This window comes from Candidatus Limnocylindrales bacterium (genome assembly GCA_035626395.1).
Classification (GTDB): Bacteria; Desulfobacterota; Binatia; order UBA1149; family CAITLU01; genus DASPNH01.
In genome coordinates this window covers 244,744-260,338 of the sequence record DASPNR010000044.1, presented here as the reverse complement: position 1 = coordinate 260,338, position 15,595 = coordinate 244,744, and the positions used below count along the sequence as shown (strand labels likewise).

Below are 15,595 nucleotides of genomic sequence, written 5' to 3'. Positions count from 1 at the left end.
GCGGTGCACACCGCGGATGTGGATGCGACGGTCTGCGGATTTCCGACGGCCCGAAATCCCTAGTATGAGGCGCAGATGCCTGCGGCGAATGACGACCAGTCCACGACAGGGGATACGCTGCTGGGCGTGATCGGCGGCAGCGGCCTCTACCAGATGGAGGCCCTCGAGGACGCCGAGCGAGTCGAGCTGTCCACGCCGTTCGGCGAGCCGTCCGACCACTACGTCGTCGGCCGCATCGGCGCGCAGAAAGTCGCCTTCCTTCCACGCCACGGTGTCGGACACCGCATTTCGCCGAGTGAGATCAACTTTCGCGCCAACATCCACGGCTTCAAGCAGCTGGGCGCCGATGCCGTGCTCGCCATCTCCGCCGTCGGCAGCCTGCGCGAGGAGATCGCGCCGGGCGACGTCGTCGTTCCCGACCAGTTCATCGACCGGACGAAGGGCCGCATCTCGACGTTCTTTACCGGTGGCGTCGTGGCCCATGTCAGCTTCGCCGATCCTTTCTGCGCGCCGATGTCGAACCGGCTGGCCGACTGCGCGCGCGAGGCGGGGGCCACGGTTCACGAAGGCGGCACCTACGTCTGCATGGAAGGCCCGCAGTTCTCGACGCGTGCCGAGTCCAACCTCTACCGCAGCTGGGAGGCCCACATCATCGGCATGACGAACCTGCAGGAGGCCAAGCTGGCGCGCGAGGCCGAGATGTGTTTCGCCACGCTGGCGCTGGCCACCGACTACGACTGTTGGCGCGACAGCGGCGGCGACGTCGAGATCACCGACGTGCTCTCGGTCCTCTCGGCCAACGTCGGCCTGGCGCAGGAGGTGGTGCGGCGCCTGGCAGGCGCGATCCGCACCGAGCGCTCGTGCACGTGCCGGCGTGCTCTGGAACATGCCGTGGTGACCTCGCCGCAGGTCATCAGCGAAGAAGTGAGAGACCGCGTGGCGCTGCTGCTGGAGCGCGTCAGCGGCCGAGGAGAATGATGTCCAAAGCATCCGCGAAGTCGGTGTGTGTCGTGGGGTCGGTGGCGCTCGATTCGCTCGAGACGCCGCACGGGAATGCGCCCGACGTGCTCGGCGGCGCCTGCAGCTACTTTGCCGTGGCAGCGAACTTCTTCGCCCCGGTCAATCTGGTCGGCGTGGTCGGCCAGGACTTTCCCGAAGCCGAGCGCCGCTTCCTCGTCGAGACCGGAATCAACATCGAGGGCCTCGAGGAGGCCGAAGGCAAGACCTTCCGGTGGCACGGCCGCTACCACGAGAACATGAACGTGCGCGACACGCTCAGCGTGGACCTCAACGTGTTCGAGACGTTCAGCCCCAAGCTGCCCGAGTCCTACCGCGCCAGCGAGTTCGTGTTCCTGGCCAACATCCAGCCGACGCTTCAGGCAAACGTGCTCTCGCAGCTGACGTCGCCGCAGTACGTGGGCGCCGACACGATGGACTACTGGATCCAGAGCGCCCCCGAGGAGCTCCAACATCTGCTCGGGCAGGTCGACCTGCTCAGCATCAACGATTCGGAGGCGCTGCAGCTGGCGGGCGAGCGCAACATCGTCAAGGCGGCGCGCAAGATCCTGGCGATGGGCCCCGAGCACCTCATCATCAAGCGCGGCGAGTACGGCGCATTGCAGTTCTCCGCCGACGAGATCTTCGCGGTGCCGGCGTTCCCGCTCGAGGAGGTCATCGATCCGACCGGCGCCGGCGACTCCTTTGCCGGTGGCATGTTCGGCAGCCTGGCCGAGGAAGGCGAAGTCACCAGCAGATCGCTGCGGCGCGCCATCGTCTACGGCACCGTGGTCGCTTCGTTCACGGTGGAGAATTTCGGCCTGGACCGCCTCAAGGCGCTGACGCGCGACGAGATCGACCGGCGCTACCGCCAGTTCATGGCGATCACGGACTTCCAGAGCTGAAAGATCCTTCGCGAACCGCGCGCGCAATCGTCGTGGTCCTCGGAGACCTCGGCGCCAGCCCTCGCATGCTCTACCACGCCCAGGCGCTGGCGGATGAAGGCTATGACGTGACGCTGCTCGGCTACCGCGGCCACGCTCTGCCGGCCGACGTGCTTGGCCGCAACGCGATCCGCGTCCGATATCTTCGCAGCCCGCCTCGCCTCAAAGCCGGCGCCGCCGGTCTCTTCGTGCAGGTCCTGTGGCGCGGGCTCCTGCAGCCGCTCGAGCTGCTGGTGCGAATTCTCGCTGCCCGTCGACCAATGCCACGCGGGCGCGGGTCGCAACGGACGAATGCACGCCCTCCGGCCAGCATCCTGCTCGTGCAGGTGCCTCCGGCAATCCCGAACCTCACGGTGGCAGCCCTGGCCGGCCGCCTCTGCGGATGCCGCATCATCGTGGACTGGCACAACTTCGGATGGTCGATGCTCGCGCTCCGTGCGCGCGCCGGCAGCGCGCTGATCGGCGCGGCGCGCGCCTACGAGCGCTGGTCCGGCACGCTGGCGCACGCGCATCTGTGCGTATCCTCGGCGATGCGCGACGTGCTGACGAAGGAGTGGAAGCTGTCGCCCGTGGCCGTCCTCCACGACAAGCCCGCCGATGTGTTTCTGGCCGCCGTCCCCGCTGACCTGCAGAAGCTGCGCGGCCTGCTCGGTCACGTCGCGGGGCCGCCATCGGGCGATAGCGACCTGGCGGTGGTCACATCGACGAGCTGGACGGCCGACGAGGACATGGACCTCCTGCTGCGGGCGCTCGTGCATCTCGACGTCTGCCTTGCCGGTGGCGACACCACCGCCCGCGTGCCCGCAATCGTGCAGCCACCGTTTCTCGAGCTTTTCGCCACCGGCGACGGAGCCGCACGCGCGGACTGGGAACGGCGCGCGGCCGCTGCGGGGCTGCGCCACGTCACGATCCGCACCGGCTGGCTCGATCTCGAGCTCTACGCCTGTCTGCTTGCCTCGTGCGATGTGGGGCTGAGCCTTCATCGCTCCGCCAGCGGCGTCGACCTGCCGATGAAGATTCTCGACATGCACGGGGCGCGGTTGCCCGTGGCAGCCCTGGACTACGGGCCATGTCTGAACGAGGTGCTGGCCCCCGAGGAGAGCACCCTGAAGTTTCGCTCCGACCGCGAGCTGTCGCTGCTTCTGCATCAACTCCTCACGCATGCGGAGGAGGCGGAGGCCCGCCTCGCGGCCGCTGCCGCCGCGATTCGCCGCGGGCAAGGGCAGAGCTGGCATGCGCGATGGCGCGCGAAGGCCCTTGCCATGATGGGGGAAGAATGAGATTGCCCATGCGCGGCACGGCGGACTCGTGCCAGTTGGGGAATGCAGCGACTCGAAGGATTGACGGTTTCGCAGATGGCCGCGAAGCGGTGCCTCGACGTGTTCGTCGCGGCGACGCTCGCCACGGCGCTGTTGCCCGTCTTCGCCCTGCTGGCGCTGGCGGTGCGGGTGACGTCGCGCGGGCCGGTCCTGTACCGGGATCAGCGCGTCGGTCTCGGTGGCGCGCTGTTCACGATGTACAAGTTCCGCACCATGCGCGCCGGAGCGCACGATGTGCGTGAGCAGCTCCTGGCCCGCCACGCCCAGCCCGGCCATCCCTTCGTCCTGACCGTCGACCCTCGTTTGACCTGGATCGGATCGCTGCTGCGGCGCGCATCCCTGGACGAGCTGCCGCAACTCTTCAACGTCCTGCGCGGCGACATGACGCTGGTCGGGCCGCGTCCGCTGCTGGCCTACGACATCGATCATGCTCCGGCAGGCAGCGAACAGTGGAAGCGCGTGCGCATGCTCGTGCCGCCTGGCCTGACGGGCCGCTGGCAGATCCGCACCAGGCACAAGGAGGCGCCGCCCCACGACCAGATGGTGCGCGACGATTGCGAGTACGTCGGCCGCTGGTCGATGCGCCGCGACCTGGCGATGCTGGTGCGAACCCCGCTGGCGATGATCGCGCCAGTCATGGCCGGTCCGCGCACCGAGGCCCGCGACCCTGCCGGCGACGAATGTTCCTCCATCGCGCTGGTGGGCGGCGGCACCGCGGGCCATATCGCGCCGGCCCTGGCGGTGCGCGAAGAGCTCATGCGAAGGCTGCCGCGCACCCCCATCTACTTCGTCCTGGCGCGGCGAACGCCGGGCCAGTGGATGCTCGACGGCAGCGGCGTGGAGGTCGAGCACGTCGCCTCGCGTCCTTTCTATGGTGCGCGGTTGCGCGAGCGCCTGCGGCTGCCGCTGGATGTGGTCCGATCGTTTCTGCAGGTGCGCACGATCCTGCGCGCGCGCAGGACGCGCCTCCTCGTCGTGACGGGCGGCTACGCTTCCTTCGACAGCGCATTGGCGGCGGCAAGCCTGGGCATTCCGATCCTCGTTCATGAGGCCAATGCGCGCGCGGGTCTTTCCAATCGCCTGGCCGGAATGCTCGCCGGCCGCATCTGCATCGGGATGGAGACGACAGCCCGCGACTTCCCTCGCTCGCGCACCATCGTCACCGGCAACCCGGTGCGATCGGCATTTCGGAACGCGGGCCCTGCGGACCGCGGCGGCAAAGCCCGCAGGATCCTGGTGATCGGCGGATCGCTCGGCTCGGAGTTTCTGGATCGAGCGGTCCCCCCGCTGATCGCGCGTGCCGCTTCCGGCGGCGGCATCGACATCTCGGTAACGCACTACACCGGCCATCCACGCGTCGGACAGGTACGCGAAAGCTATCGAGCGCAGGGCGTGACGGCGCGCGTTCTGGAACGCACGCTCGACATGGCAGCGGAGCTGCGCGCGAGCGACTTCGTCATCTCACGTGCCGGTGCCATGAGCATCGCCGAGATCGCGACCGTCGAAGTGGCGGCACTGTTCGTTCCGCTTCCGCATCATGCGCGCGAGCATCAGCGCGCCAATCTGACCGGGCTGGCATCGCGCGCGGCGCTGTGGTGGGTCGAGGAGGGGAGCTGGGACGAAGAGTCGCTCGCGCGCAAGCTCCACCTCCTGCTCGATTGCGATGCGGCGCTGGCGCAGGCAGCGTCCGAGTGCGCGCGCGCCGGCGATCCGCAAGCGGCCGCGGCCATCGCGGACGCGTGCGCCCTGATCGCCACCGATGCCGATCCGCTGCGCGCGGCGCCGGCCGAGGTTGTCTCCCTCGACGCGACCGATCGTTGCGCCGAGCCTCTGAGGTAGAGCCGCTGCGACGCGCGGTCACCGCGGTGCCGGGCGGCCCGTCCGACTACCTTGTGATCACGCGCCGCGCTCGTTAGGACCTCGCCGGCCGCTCGTGCAGCTCACCAAGAACATCGCCACCGCCTTCTCGCTGCTGACGCCTCAGCAGCGCCGCCGGTGGCTGCTGCAGCTTCCGTTCGGAATGATCGCCTCCAGCGTCGAGGCCGCCACGGTCGCCGTCGTCTACGGGCTGCTGGCGATGGTTCATGGTCGGGCCGCGCCGGGCCTTGCGCAGCGCATGAAGGAATGGATGCCCGCTTCGGCCGATCCGGCGACGGCAGGCCCGTTCCTGTGGCTGGCGTTCTCGCTGTTGTTGCTGCGCGTGTTGCTGAGCTACGCCGACATCGCCTACAGCAGCCGCGTGCTGGCGAGCGATCAGGCGCAGTTCGCCGCGCGGCTGTTTCGCGGCTACTTGTCGCTGCCGTTCGCAACGCAGCTTCAGCGTAACACCGCCGACTACGGCCATCGGCTCGGCGAGTCGATCGGGTCCGTGTACGGCACGGTGCTGACCGAGACCGCTGCGGTCATTCGGATCCTGACGACGATGGCGGCGACGCTGGTCGTGCTGTTCGCCATCCATCCGCGCGCCACGCTCGCCGTCGTTGCCGGCGGCACCATCGTGCTGCTGGTCACGATGCAGTCGCTGCGGCGCATCAACCGGCGGATCGGCCGCCGCGCGGACGATGCCGGCCGCACCCGCCACCGCGCCCTCCACGAAGGGATGGAGTCGGCCAAGGAAATCTACATCCTCGGGCGGCAGCGGTTCTTCGCCGAACGCTTCCGAATCGCGGACGAGGAGCTCGCGCGCGCCCGCTTTCTGCGCAAGCTGCTGCGCGCGACTCCGGGCCTCATCGTGGAGACCGCCGTCGGTGCGGTGATCATTCTCGCTGCCGTCGCGGGCATGGCCGGACCTACCGTCGGCGGCGGCGTGCTGCCGGCGCTGGGCCTGTACCTGTACGCCGGGCTGCGCATCCTGCCCGGGCTGGCCAACGTGCTGGTGTCGGCCGGGATGATCGAGGACGCCACCGTCCCGCTTCAGCGCCTGGCGGCCGACGTCGCCGCCATGCCATCGCCCGATCGTGCGGCGGAGCCGTGGACGCTGCAGCGGGAGATCGAGATGCGCAACGTCTCGTTCTCGTATGCGGGCCACACCGCATTGCGCGACGTCAGCCTGCGCATCGAGCGCGGAGAAGTGGTCGGCCTTGCCGGGCCCAACGGGGCCGGCAAATCCACCCTGCTGCACATCGTCATGGGCCTGCTGCCGCCATCCACTGGCAGCGTGCGCGTGGACGGCCGCGACGTCCGCGAGGATCCCGAAGGCTGGCGCGCCGGCATCGGCTATGTTCCGCAGTCGGTGCGCCTGCTCGACGAGACGGTGCGCGCCAACATCGTCTTCGGCTACGACCGCGCGGCGCCGGACGAAGAACGCTTGTGGAGCAGCGCGCGCGAAGCCGGCCTGGAGCGCGACGTGCAGCATTTCGCCGAAGGGCTCGAGCGCCGAGCGGGGCAGGCCGGCAGCGGCCTGTCGGGCGGCCAGCGCCAGCGCGTGGCGCTCGCGCGGGCGCTGTATCCGCAGGCGCAGGTTCTGGTTCTCGACGAGGTCACGTCCGCGCTCGACACCGAGGCGCGCGGCGCGGTCAACGCCATCCTGCAATCCGCGCGGCCGCGGCGAACGGTGCTGCTATCGACGCACGATCGCGAGCTGCTCCTGCAGTGCGACCGCGTCGTGTATCTCGAGGGCGGCCGCGTTGCCGCCGAAGGTCGCCCGCAGGAAGTGGCCAACCGCTGTCCCGGGTTTGCCGCCATCCTGGCGCAGCCCGCCGGCGCCGCGGAGATGCCACGCGCGCTGTCGAGTGCGTTCCAGTGAGCGGGCAGCCGGCACGAATCGCGCTGTCGAGTGCGTCGCGGTGAGCGGGCAGCCGGCGCCATCCTCTCTGTTCGTCCTGTCGCTTCCGCGGTCGATGTCGAGTCTGATCTACTCGATCTCCCGCGAGGCGCTGGGCCTGCGCGAGCCGCGCTGGACGAACGAGGGAGAGATTCTCAACCTCGACCGCCATGTCCTGATGGGATGGCCGCAGCTGCACGGGAGCCGGAAGTTTTCGATGCGCGCGCAGCATCGCTGCGACCGCGAGCAGATCTTCGCGTTCCTCGACGATGCGGCGCATCGCGAAGGCTTCGCGTACAAGGACGTCGTGCAGCCGTTCGCGCTGGCGGCCTGGCCGGGCCTGGCGCGGTTTCGCGTCCTCAAGGTCACCCGCGACGTTGCCGAGGTGGCGGCCTCGATGCTCGAGCGGGGCTGGCACTACCCTGCGGTGGCCGCGACGACGTCGCCTGCGGGCCTGCCACAGGCTGCCGTCGCACGAGCACGCCGCGCGGCCGTCACGCATTCTCTGTGGCGAATTGCCGCGCGGCGGGTCGTGCGAACGCCGGTGCACGATCGCTGGACGGCGCAGCTCCTGCTGGACGAGCTCATCACCGGACTGCTGCTGGCGGAGCGCGCGCTGTCGAGCGTGGCGGGCGAGACGGTCGCCTACGCCGATGCGGTGCGCGATCCGCAGTGCCTGCTCACCGCGCTGCGCCGCCTGTACCCGGACCGCGAGCTCGGCAATCCGAGCTACATCGACGAAGGGTTCGCGCGGCGCCGTGCGGCGCTGGAAGCGCGTCGTCGATCGCCCAAGTTCGAGCGGCTGCGGCGGCGCGTCCAGACCATCCGTGATGCGCTGGACGAAGCTCGATCGTGACCTGAAGCGTGATCGGCGCGCCGCATCGTGCTGCCGCGCACGCAGGACTGAATGGCAGCATGGCCGCGTCGAGCAGCTCGCCCAAGGCGCGAACGACGCGGAACCGCAGGGCGGGTTTCATCGCGACCGCTGCTCAGCCTCCGGCGGCTGCTCCACCGACCGCCGTTCGAGCGCCACGAGAACGACGAGCGACGCGAGCACGAGGATGCCGCCGCGCCGATGCACCCAGTCCTGCGCCAGCTGCGAGAACCCGACGGCCAGCAGCGCCCATGTCATGGCCAGCGCGCGCATCCTGGCGCCGTGGTCGCCGCGGCGCAGAATGGTGTCGAGGGAAGCGAACATTCCGGCCGCCACGGCCAGGATGGCCGCGAGGCCAAGGATCCCGGTCTCTGCCAGCAGTTCCAGATACGCGTTGTGGGCTCCCCGCCAAGCATCCGGGTTCGGAGTGTGCTGCGCGAGAAACGCACGTTTGCGGCCGGCGTATTGCCCGGCACCGACGCCGCGCAACGGCGATTCGCGCCACAGCGCGAGGGCGGCCTCCCACAAGCGCACGCGCCCCGTCAGGATCTCGCGCGGCGAGCGCCGCAGATCCAGCGAAAGCGCGAGCACCTGCAGACGGCTGGTGGAGCGGCCATATTGGAGGTCGTCGGCGGCGCCGGTGGCGGTGATGGCGGCGGCGAGAGCGAACGGCAACAGCGCTGCCGACACTGCGGCCACAGCGACGTTGCGGCGCGTGCGGCCCTTTCTCATCAGATGCCAGCGCGGTGCCAGCGCCGCTGCCGCAAGTGCCAGCGCGGTCGCCGCCAGCACGAGCGCGAACAGCGAGCCGCGCGATCCCGTCAGCCACAGGATCACGCAAGAGACTGCCGCCCATGCAACGGCCAGGACGGGCCGTGGCCGCGCGCCGCCGGAGGGCCATGCGGTCCAGGCAACGGCGATCGGTGCCGCGACCAGCAGGTAGCACGCGAGCGAATTGGGGTCGGGCCACGTCGAATCGATGCGGAACAGGCCGGGCTGCACCTTGCGGAAGTAGATGGTGTCGAGGTTGAAGGGGAAGAACCACTGCAGAAGACCGATCGCACAGGTGATGCCGAGCGCCAGCGTCGTGGCCGCTGCCACACGCGACGACTGCAGGGCCACCGACGAAAGCTCGGCGGTGCGAATCAGGAGGAACGCTCCCGCGACGAGGATCATGCTGCGCATTGCCCACATGACCGTGGCGTCCGGGTGGAACACGAGCGACGCGGTGGGCGCGGCGGCCAGTGGCGTCAGCACGTGATTCTCGAGCAGTGGCGTCCATCCGAGATCGGGCGCCGCCAGATGCGCGCGCCAGAACGCATCGGCGGCCACCGAGATCGAGGAGGCCAGCACGACGGCGGCATAGATCGCCGAGGTGGCCGTGAGCATCGACAGCGATTCGCGCCGGACATGCGTGAAGTGCCGCACCAGCGCGACGCCGCACAAAGGGATGAGGAGATGCTCGGCCAGTGCCAGATCGCCGCGGCGCAGCAGATCGGTGGCGAGGATGTCGCCGGCTCCGGCCAGCACCACCACTGCCGCAAGGCCGGCAGCGGGCGCGGAGGCTCCCATCGCGACGCCGACGAGCATGACCACCATGCGAACCAGGCGCAGCTCGGGACGCACGAAAAGGTTGTCGAGCATCGCCGCGCCCACGATCGTCGCCAGTGCCAGCGGCAGCCCGATCTGCAGCAGACCGACCGCGCCGCGGCGCCAGCCGCCGCTGGCGCCGCCTGAAACGACGCTGCTGCCTCGACCGCCATCGGCGCGGCTCGCAACGCCTTGCTGGTCCGGCACGGCCGCGCTCATTGCCGATAACCGAACGCTTCCGCGATTCGACCCAAACGGCGCGTGGCGATGGCGAGCTGGGCGGTGCTGAGAACCTCGCCGTAATAGCCGCTGGCCCCTCGGTAGGCGGAGATGTGTCGGCCGTGAATCTGCGTGTCCGGATCGACGCGGGAAAAGCTGCCGAGGTCTTGCGCAAGGCGCTCGGCGGCTTCGATGTCGCACCGCTGCCGGGCACGGCATCGACCGGCGTCGTCGAGAGGGACGGCGAAGAATGCTGCAAGCTCGTCCAGCAGTCCGTCGAGGTCGCCGACGAACCTCTCGTATCGCAAGACGCGCGCCCGCGGACGGCCTTGCAGCGCAAGAATCTGGCGCAGCGGAAGCTCCAGGTCGGCCACGTGTCGCTCGAACTGCTCCGCCGTCACGGGCGCGTCGGAGCGCAAGATGCTGGAGGCGAGGGCGTCCAGCGGATGGCGTACGGTGCAGACCAGCCTGGAACGCGCCAGGATGCTGGCGCGCACCGGCGTCAGAGCATGACGCTTGAGGATGATGCGCGAAGGGAAGATCGCGCGTAGCGCGTTCCAGACCAGGGTGCTGCCCGTGCGCGGCGGACCGAGCTGAACGATGGGCGGATCGAGCAGCTCCGTGACCCCTCGAGCGAGCAGTTGCAGTGCATCGATCATCCCGGGGCCGGGGCGAGCATAACGGCAGCGCACCGGTGAGGCACGCGCCGTTGTCTCTGTGCCGGTCGGACGTTAGCGTCCCGCCCGTGCCTGCACGCGATGATGATGGAGTCGGCGATGATGGCGGTGGCGCAAACGGCGGGCGCGACGGCGACCAGGCCAGCGGGCACGGCGACCAGGACAACGGGAGCGACCGCGGTCGTGCGGCGGTGCTGCTGACGACGTGCCGCAGCTACGCTCACATGCTCGATCCGTTCCTGACGCTGTGGCGGCGCTACTGGCCGGCATGTCCGCTCCCCGTCTTCGTCAGCAGCGACACCGATCTGCAGGCGCTGGCCGCGCGTCACGGCATTTTCACGGTGCCGCGGCAGGAGGACGAGGGATTTCTCGAATCGTGGGTGGAGGCGCTGGGCAAGGTGCCTCACGAGATCGTGCTCGTCGTGCAGGAGGACTTTCTCGTGGAGCGGCCGGTGGCGGACCGGACCATGACGGCTCTGATCGAAGCGATGGCCGACGATCCGTCGATTCTGTGCATCCGCACCATGCCGTGGCCCGGGCCGCTGGGGCCGAGCCGCGTCCTGGAGGGCGCCGACGTCGAGCTCGGCGAGATCGGGCCGCACGACCGGTGGTCGTTCAGCTGGCAGGCCGCGTTGTGGCGGCGCCGCGAGCTGGCGGCGTTTCTGCAGCATCGCATCGCGGCCGGCAACCGCCGCGTGGCGCAACATCTGGTGGAGCATCCGGAGCTGTCGCCGCGCGACGTCACGCACCGGGCGCCGCGGCCGGCGCCGGATGCCTACGCGTGGTTCAATCCGGAGTGGCACGGGCACGAGCTGGCCGAGCTGTTCCCCGGTCGTCGCATGCTCGGCGTGGTCGCCAAGAGCGATGGCGATCCAGAGGCGATGTTGACCTCGCCGCTGCCGTACTGGCCCACGGCGGTGGTCGAGGGTGAGCTGAAGTACCGCGCGCAGGCGCTGCTGCGGCGCGAAGGCATTCTCGTTCCCGCCGAGGCGCGCCTGGAGTCGGCGCTGATGGCCGCCTTTCGACGCCTTCGGCATCGCGGGTATGGCCTGCTGCGTACGGCGCGGCACTTCCCGTGGCGGCGCAGCGTTGCCTGAAGTCGGCGACATCCGTAGCATCGGCGCTCGCTGCCGCCCGCGCTGAAGCCATTCTGTGCGAATCTTCGACTGCTTCACGTTCTTCAACGAGTTCGACCTGCTCGACATCCGGCTGGCCGAGCTCGGACCCGTGGTCGATCGCTTCGTGCTGATCGAAGCGGACCGGACCCATCAGGGGCAGCGCAAGCCTCTCTACTTTCAGCAGCGCCGCCATGAGTACGACAGCCATGGCGATCGAATCGCCGCGTTCGTGGTCGACGACATGCCGCCCTTTGCCGGCGATCCGTGGGCACTGGAGCGCCATCAGCGCGCGCGCACCGGCAGCTTTCTCGAGGCCCTCGGCGCCCGTCCCGACGACCTCGTCCTGATCTCGGACGTCGATGAGATTCCGCGCGCCGCCAGCATCCCCGCAGCCGTCGACATGGTCCGTAGGCGCAAGTTTGCCGTCTTCGTTCAGCGTCTCTATCGGTTCTACCTGAACAATGTCACCCGCGACGACGAGCACCTTTGTGGGTGGTGTGGAACGGTGGCCTGCCTCTACTCGCAGCTATCCATGTACAACGCCGAGCGCGTCCGAGGTCGGTGGTGCAACGGCGGGCAGTTTCATCGCTTCGCCGGCTGGTCGCGCAGGCGACGCTGCATCGCCGATGCCGGCTGGCATTTCACGTCCATGGGCGGCCCGACTCTGCTGCGCTACAAGCTGCAGAGCTTTGCGCACCCCGAGCTCGACGATCCGCAAGGCGAGCGCATCCACGCCGCTTGGAGCCATGCCGGGCAGTTCAGCGTCCCCGACGACGCTCCGCGGTGCCAGGTGTACGACGGCAACTGCGTCTGCGGCTGCACGTGGAAATCGCGGCCGCAACGATATGCGCTGCCTGGCACCGAAGAGTTCGAAGAGGCCCTGGCCTCGTTGCCCGCGTACGTTCGTGATCACGCGGGGGAGCTGGCCGCGCTCTTTCGTACCCGTGCGCCAGGCACCGGCGGCGGCTGAGCGAGGCGACCCGTGCTGATCTCCGGCGTCACCATCCTGCGCAACGCCGTCGCGCTCGGCTACCCGTTCGAAGAGTCGATCCGGTCGCTGCTTCCCCTCGTCGACGAGCTGGTCGTGGGCATCGGAGACTGCCAGGACGGAACATGGGAGGCCGTGCAGCGAATCGGCGACGGACGGTTGCAGCCGTTCGGCACGACCTGGGATCTTTCACCAGCCAATGCGCGCGTGCTGTCGGTGCAGACGAATCTGGCCCTGGAGCGCTGTCGCGGCGACTGGGCCGTCTACCTTCAGGCCGACGAGGTCCTTCACGAAGAAGACATCGCCAGCATTCGCAGGGCCATCGAGCGTCATCATTTCCGGTCCACCGAAGGCCTGACCTTCGCCTATCGCAACTTCTACGAGTCGCACTCGTTGCTGGCGACCGACTACCGTTACTGGAGCCCCATCGGTGTACGCGCGATTCGCACGGGCATCGGCATCGTCTCCACCGGCGACGCGGCCGGGTTCCGCCTTCGCCGCGGCCGCCTGGACCGAGGCCTGATCACCGCACCATCCGGTGCCCGCGTGTTCCACTACGGCTGGTGTCTGGACCCGCAGATCGCGGGCCGCAAGCATCGCAACCTGTCCTCTCTGTATGCGGGTGGAGCGGAGGTGGCAGCGCGCTCGCTGCCGCCGGCGACGCACGGAAGGCCGGGACGTCTCGAGCGCTTCACCGAAAGGCATCCGGCGGTCATGCGGCCGCGAGTCGAGGCGGAGCGATGGACGGTGTCCGAGCAGACCCTTGCCGCCGTTGGCCAAGGCGCCGCGCTGCGACCTCCGCGGCATCGCGAGCACGTGCGGCGTCTGGTGCGCTACTCGGTGCCCGAGCCCGTCAAGAACCTGTGCTGGCGCATGCTCGAGGTCGTCTCCGGAAGCGGTCCTCGTGTGCAGATCCGCATCGCGCTGACGGCCTGCCGCCGCTTCATGCGCGAGCATGCGGCCGTGGACCGCACGTTGCGCAGCGCGCGGGAAATTGGCCGCGCCGCTCGGCGCGGCGTCCGCCGCCGGCGCCTGCCTCCGGTCGAACGGCAGCGCGACGTCATCACGAATTCGACGCTCGGCAACCACCAGTTCGGCAACCAGTTCTTTCAGTACGTCTTCCTACGCACGTATGCGGCGCGGCACGGCCTGCGATGGGAGTGCACTCCCTGGATGGGCGAGAAGCTCTACGGCCACCCGCCCTCACGGATCACGCGCCTCCTTCCGGAGCTGCGCGAGAAATTCGAGCACGACATCGACGACACCATCATCCCGCATCTTGGCGAGCCCGTGCGCAACGTCGACCTGCGCGGGTACTTCCAGTACCACACGTCCTACTACCGGCCCGACCGGGACTTCATCCGCGACCTGGCCACTCCCGTCGGTCGGTACAAGGAGGCGGCCGACGAACAATGGCGGCGCCTGCTCCAGCGCGGGCGCACGGTCGTGGCGCTGCACCTGCGACGGCGCTACGACGGCGCCGGGTACTTCTTCGTCACGCCCTCATCGTGGTACCGGCCATGGCTCGAGGAGATCTGGCCAACGCTCGAAGACCCGGTGCTCTTCCTGGCCACGGATGCGGCCGAGCGCGTGCGCAGCGACTTCGCCGATTACGATCCGGTGGTCGGAGCAGACCTGTCGCCGCCGCTCGAGGACTTCCCGTTCTTCCTGGATTTCGACGCTCTGACGCGCTGCCACCGCCTGGCCATATCCAACAGCTCCTTCTCCTTCGCCGCCGCGATGCTCAACCGCACGGCCACCGCCTTCCTGCGTCCGGTGCTCCCGCTGCAGCGACTGGTGCCGTTCGATCCGTGGGATGCCAAGCCTCTGCTGCAGGATGCGCTCGTGGAGGACTACCCGCACGTGCACGGCATCGCCGGCAACGTGCTGGGAGCATGAGGCCGGTGGCGGGCGACCGTCCGGGCGCGGCCGGCGCGTCGTCAGGCTGACCGCGGCGTCACAAAGCGCATCCTCACGTTCTGCCGCTCGCGACTTCGCGCACCAGGCGCTGCACCTTCTGCGCGAAAACGGTCGCGTCGCGCTCGGCCGCGCGCGCGGCAAGCGACCGTGCCAGGCGCGCCCGAAGACGGCCGTCGGCGGCGACCGCCTCGATCTTGGCCACGGCGTCGTCGGCGTCGCGCCAGCGAAGACGGGCATCGCCGACGATCTCGACCTGTCCGCCGCTGTCGTGCGCGAAAACCATGCACCCGGCGCGCACCATCTCGGCCACCGCGATGCCGAAGTGCTCGTCGATCATTGCGTGAATGCTCCAGCGCGAGTGATGCAGGATGCGCGTCAACTCCGGCCGCGAAACGTCCGTGCGCATCTCGACCCAAGGACGCTGCGCCGCGAGCGCGGCGATGCGGTCGGCATAGGCCGCATCGTCGCGCGCTCCAGCCAGGCAAAGACCGCTTCGCCAACCGCGCGCCCGCAGCCGCTCGACGATCTCGATGATCGTCTCCAGACGCTTCTCCGGCGCGATCCGGCCGATCGCCACGAAACGGTCCTCGCGCTCGTCGAAGGGCAGCGTTCCCGCAAGCATGGCCACGGGCGGCTCGAGCACGGTGGCCGCCATACCGAGGCTGTGGAGCCTGCCGGCCGTCCATTTCGAGTTGGCCAGCGTGCGATTGCCGCGTGCGCGCGCGTGCGAGAAGCCGGTGAGGGCGGCGACAGCCCGCTGATACGCGGCGACCAGCAGCGGCCGCGGACCGTTCCCGCCGGGCCGAGTGGGATCCAGCTTGGGATAGTGCACGTACTGGAGAGTCGGCGCGCCGATATCGGACTCGTTGTTGGCGGTCACGGCGACGTCGAAGCCGCTGCGGATCGCGCGGGCGTGCTGCGAGAGCCGGTGATTGACGAGCAATGCGCCGTTGAGCCCGGCCAGCACCAGCATGCGCGGCACGCGAATGGGCGTGCATATCCATCGCGCGTCGTCGTGCTGCAGGGACGTACCGAAGTGGTAGTTGACGGCGTCGAGATCGGCTGGCGTGTGCGTCAGCACCGTGACGTCGTGCTCGGCGGCGAGCGCCTGCACCATCCAAGCGGCCACCGCATTGCCGCCACCGGGAGGATTCAGGCTCGGCTGCACGAACAGGACGCGCATCCTG

The 15,595-nt window shown here is 69.2% G+C and carries 12 protein-coding genes; 9 read left to right on the top strand and 3 right to left on the bottom strand.

The genetic code is table 11. The annotated features are described in order from the left end of the window. The first annotated feature begins 75 nt into the window (after window positions 1-75). The 6 genes from mtnP (at window position 76) to VEC57_20510 (ending at window position 7,878) form a co-directional block, all read left to right on the top strand. Window positions 76-978 (top strand): S-methyl-5'-thioadenosine phosphorylase, encoded by a 903-nt coding sequence (gene mtnP, locus VEC57_20535; GenBank protein HYC01531.1) that lies wholly within the window; start codon window positions 76-78, stop codon window positions 976-978. Beyond that, window positions 978-1,901, top strand: coding sequence for a PfkB family carbohydrate kinase (locus tag VEC57_20530; GenBank protein HYC01530.1), 924 nt, complete (start codon window positions 978-980; stop codon window positions 1,899-1,901). Before mtnP ends, VEC57_20530 begins: the two co-directional genes overlap by 1 nt. Window positions 1,902-1,966: 65 nt before the next feature. Continuing rightward, entirely contained in the window at window positions 1,967-3,220 is a 1,254-nt protein-coding gene (locus VEC57_20525; protein HYC01529.1) for a hypothetical protein, read from the top strand. 75 nt (window positions 3,221-3,295) lie between these two features. Beyond that, window positions 3,296-5,098, top strand: coding sequence for a sugar transferase (locus VEC57_20520; protein ID HYC01528.1), 1,803 nt, complete (start codon window positions 3,296-3,298; stop codon window positions 5,096-5,098). A gap of 94 nt (window positions 5,099-5,192) precedes the next feature. Then, window positions 5,193-7,004, top strand: a complete 1,812-nt coding sequence (locus VEC57_20515) for an ABC transporter ATP-binding protein (GenBank protein HYC01527.1) — start codon at window positions 5,193-5,195, stop codon at window positions 7,002-7,004. Window positions 7,005-7,098: 94 nt separating this feature from the next. Continuing rightward, the gene (locus tag VEC57_20510; GenBank protein HYC01526.1) at window positions 7,099-7,878 is read left to right on the top strand and encodes a hypothetical protein; all 780 of its coding nucleotides are present in this window, start codon (window positions 7,099-7,101) and stop codon (window positions 7,876-7,878) included. A 117-nt stretch (window positions 7,879-7,995) separates the two neighbouring features. On the opposite strand, the gene VEC57_20505 is transcribed toward VEC57_20510, so the two are convergent. Both VEC57_20505 and VEC57_20500 read right to left on the bottom strand, forming a co-directional pair. Further along, window positions 7,996-9,693 carry an O-antigen ligase family protein gene (locus VEC57_20505; GenBank protein HYC01525.1) on the bottom strand — a complete coding sequence of 566 codons (1,698 nt, stop codon included), beginning with the start codon at window positions 9,691-9,693 and terminating at the stop codon, window positions 7,996-7,998. A gap of 8 nt (window positions 9,694-9,701) precedes the next feature. Further along, entirely contained in the window at window positions 9,702-10,364 is a 663-nt protein-coding gene (locus VEC57_20500; GenBank protein ID HYC01524.1) for a hypothetical protein, read from the bottom strand. 86 nt (window positions 10,365-10,450) lie between these two features. Between VEC57_20500 and VEC57_20495 the strand changes: the two genes are divergently transcribed. Genes VEC57_20495 through VEC57_20485 form a run of 3 tightly spaced genes read left to right on the top strand, consistent with a single transcriptional unit; the run spans window position 10,451 to window position 14,387 of the window. Further along, the gene (locus VEC57_20495) at window positions 10,451-11,479 is read left to right on the top strand and encodes a hypothetical protein (GenBank protein HYC01523.1); all 1,029 of its coding nucleotides are present in this window, start codon (window positions 10,451-10,453) and stop codon (window positions 11,477-11,479) included. Between the two features lie 55 nt (window positions 11,480-11,534). Next, a complete protein-coding gene (locus VEC57_20490; protein ID HYC01522.1) occupies window positions 11,535-12,470 on the top strand; it encodes a hypothetical protein in 936 nt (311 codons plus the stop codon). Window positions 12,471-12,482: 12 nt separating this feature from the next. After that, window positions 12,483-14,387 (top strand): hypothetical protein, encoded by a 1,905-nt coding sequence (locus VEC57_20485; GenBank protein HYC01521.1) that lies wholly within the window; start codon window positions 12,483-12,485, stop codon window positions 14,385-14,387. 73 nt (window positions 14,388-14,460) lie between these two features. On the opposite strand, the gene VEC57_20480 is transcribed toward VEC57_20485, so the two are convergent. Beyond that, a complete protein-coding gene (locus VEC57_20480; GenBank protein HYC01520.1) occupies window positions 14,461-15,591 on the bottom strand; it encodes a glycosyltransferase in 1,131 nt (376 codons plus the stop codon). Between the last annotated feature and the right edge of the window lie 4 nt (window positions 15,592-15,595).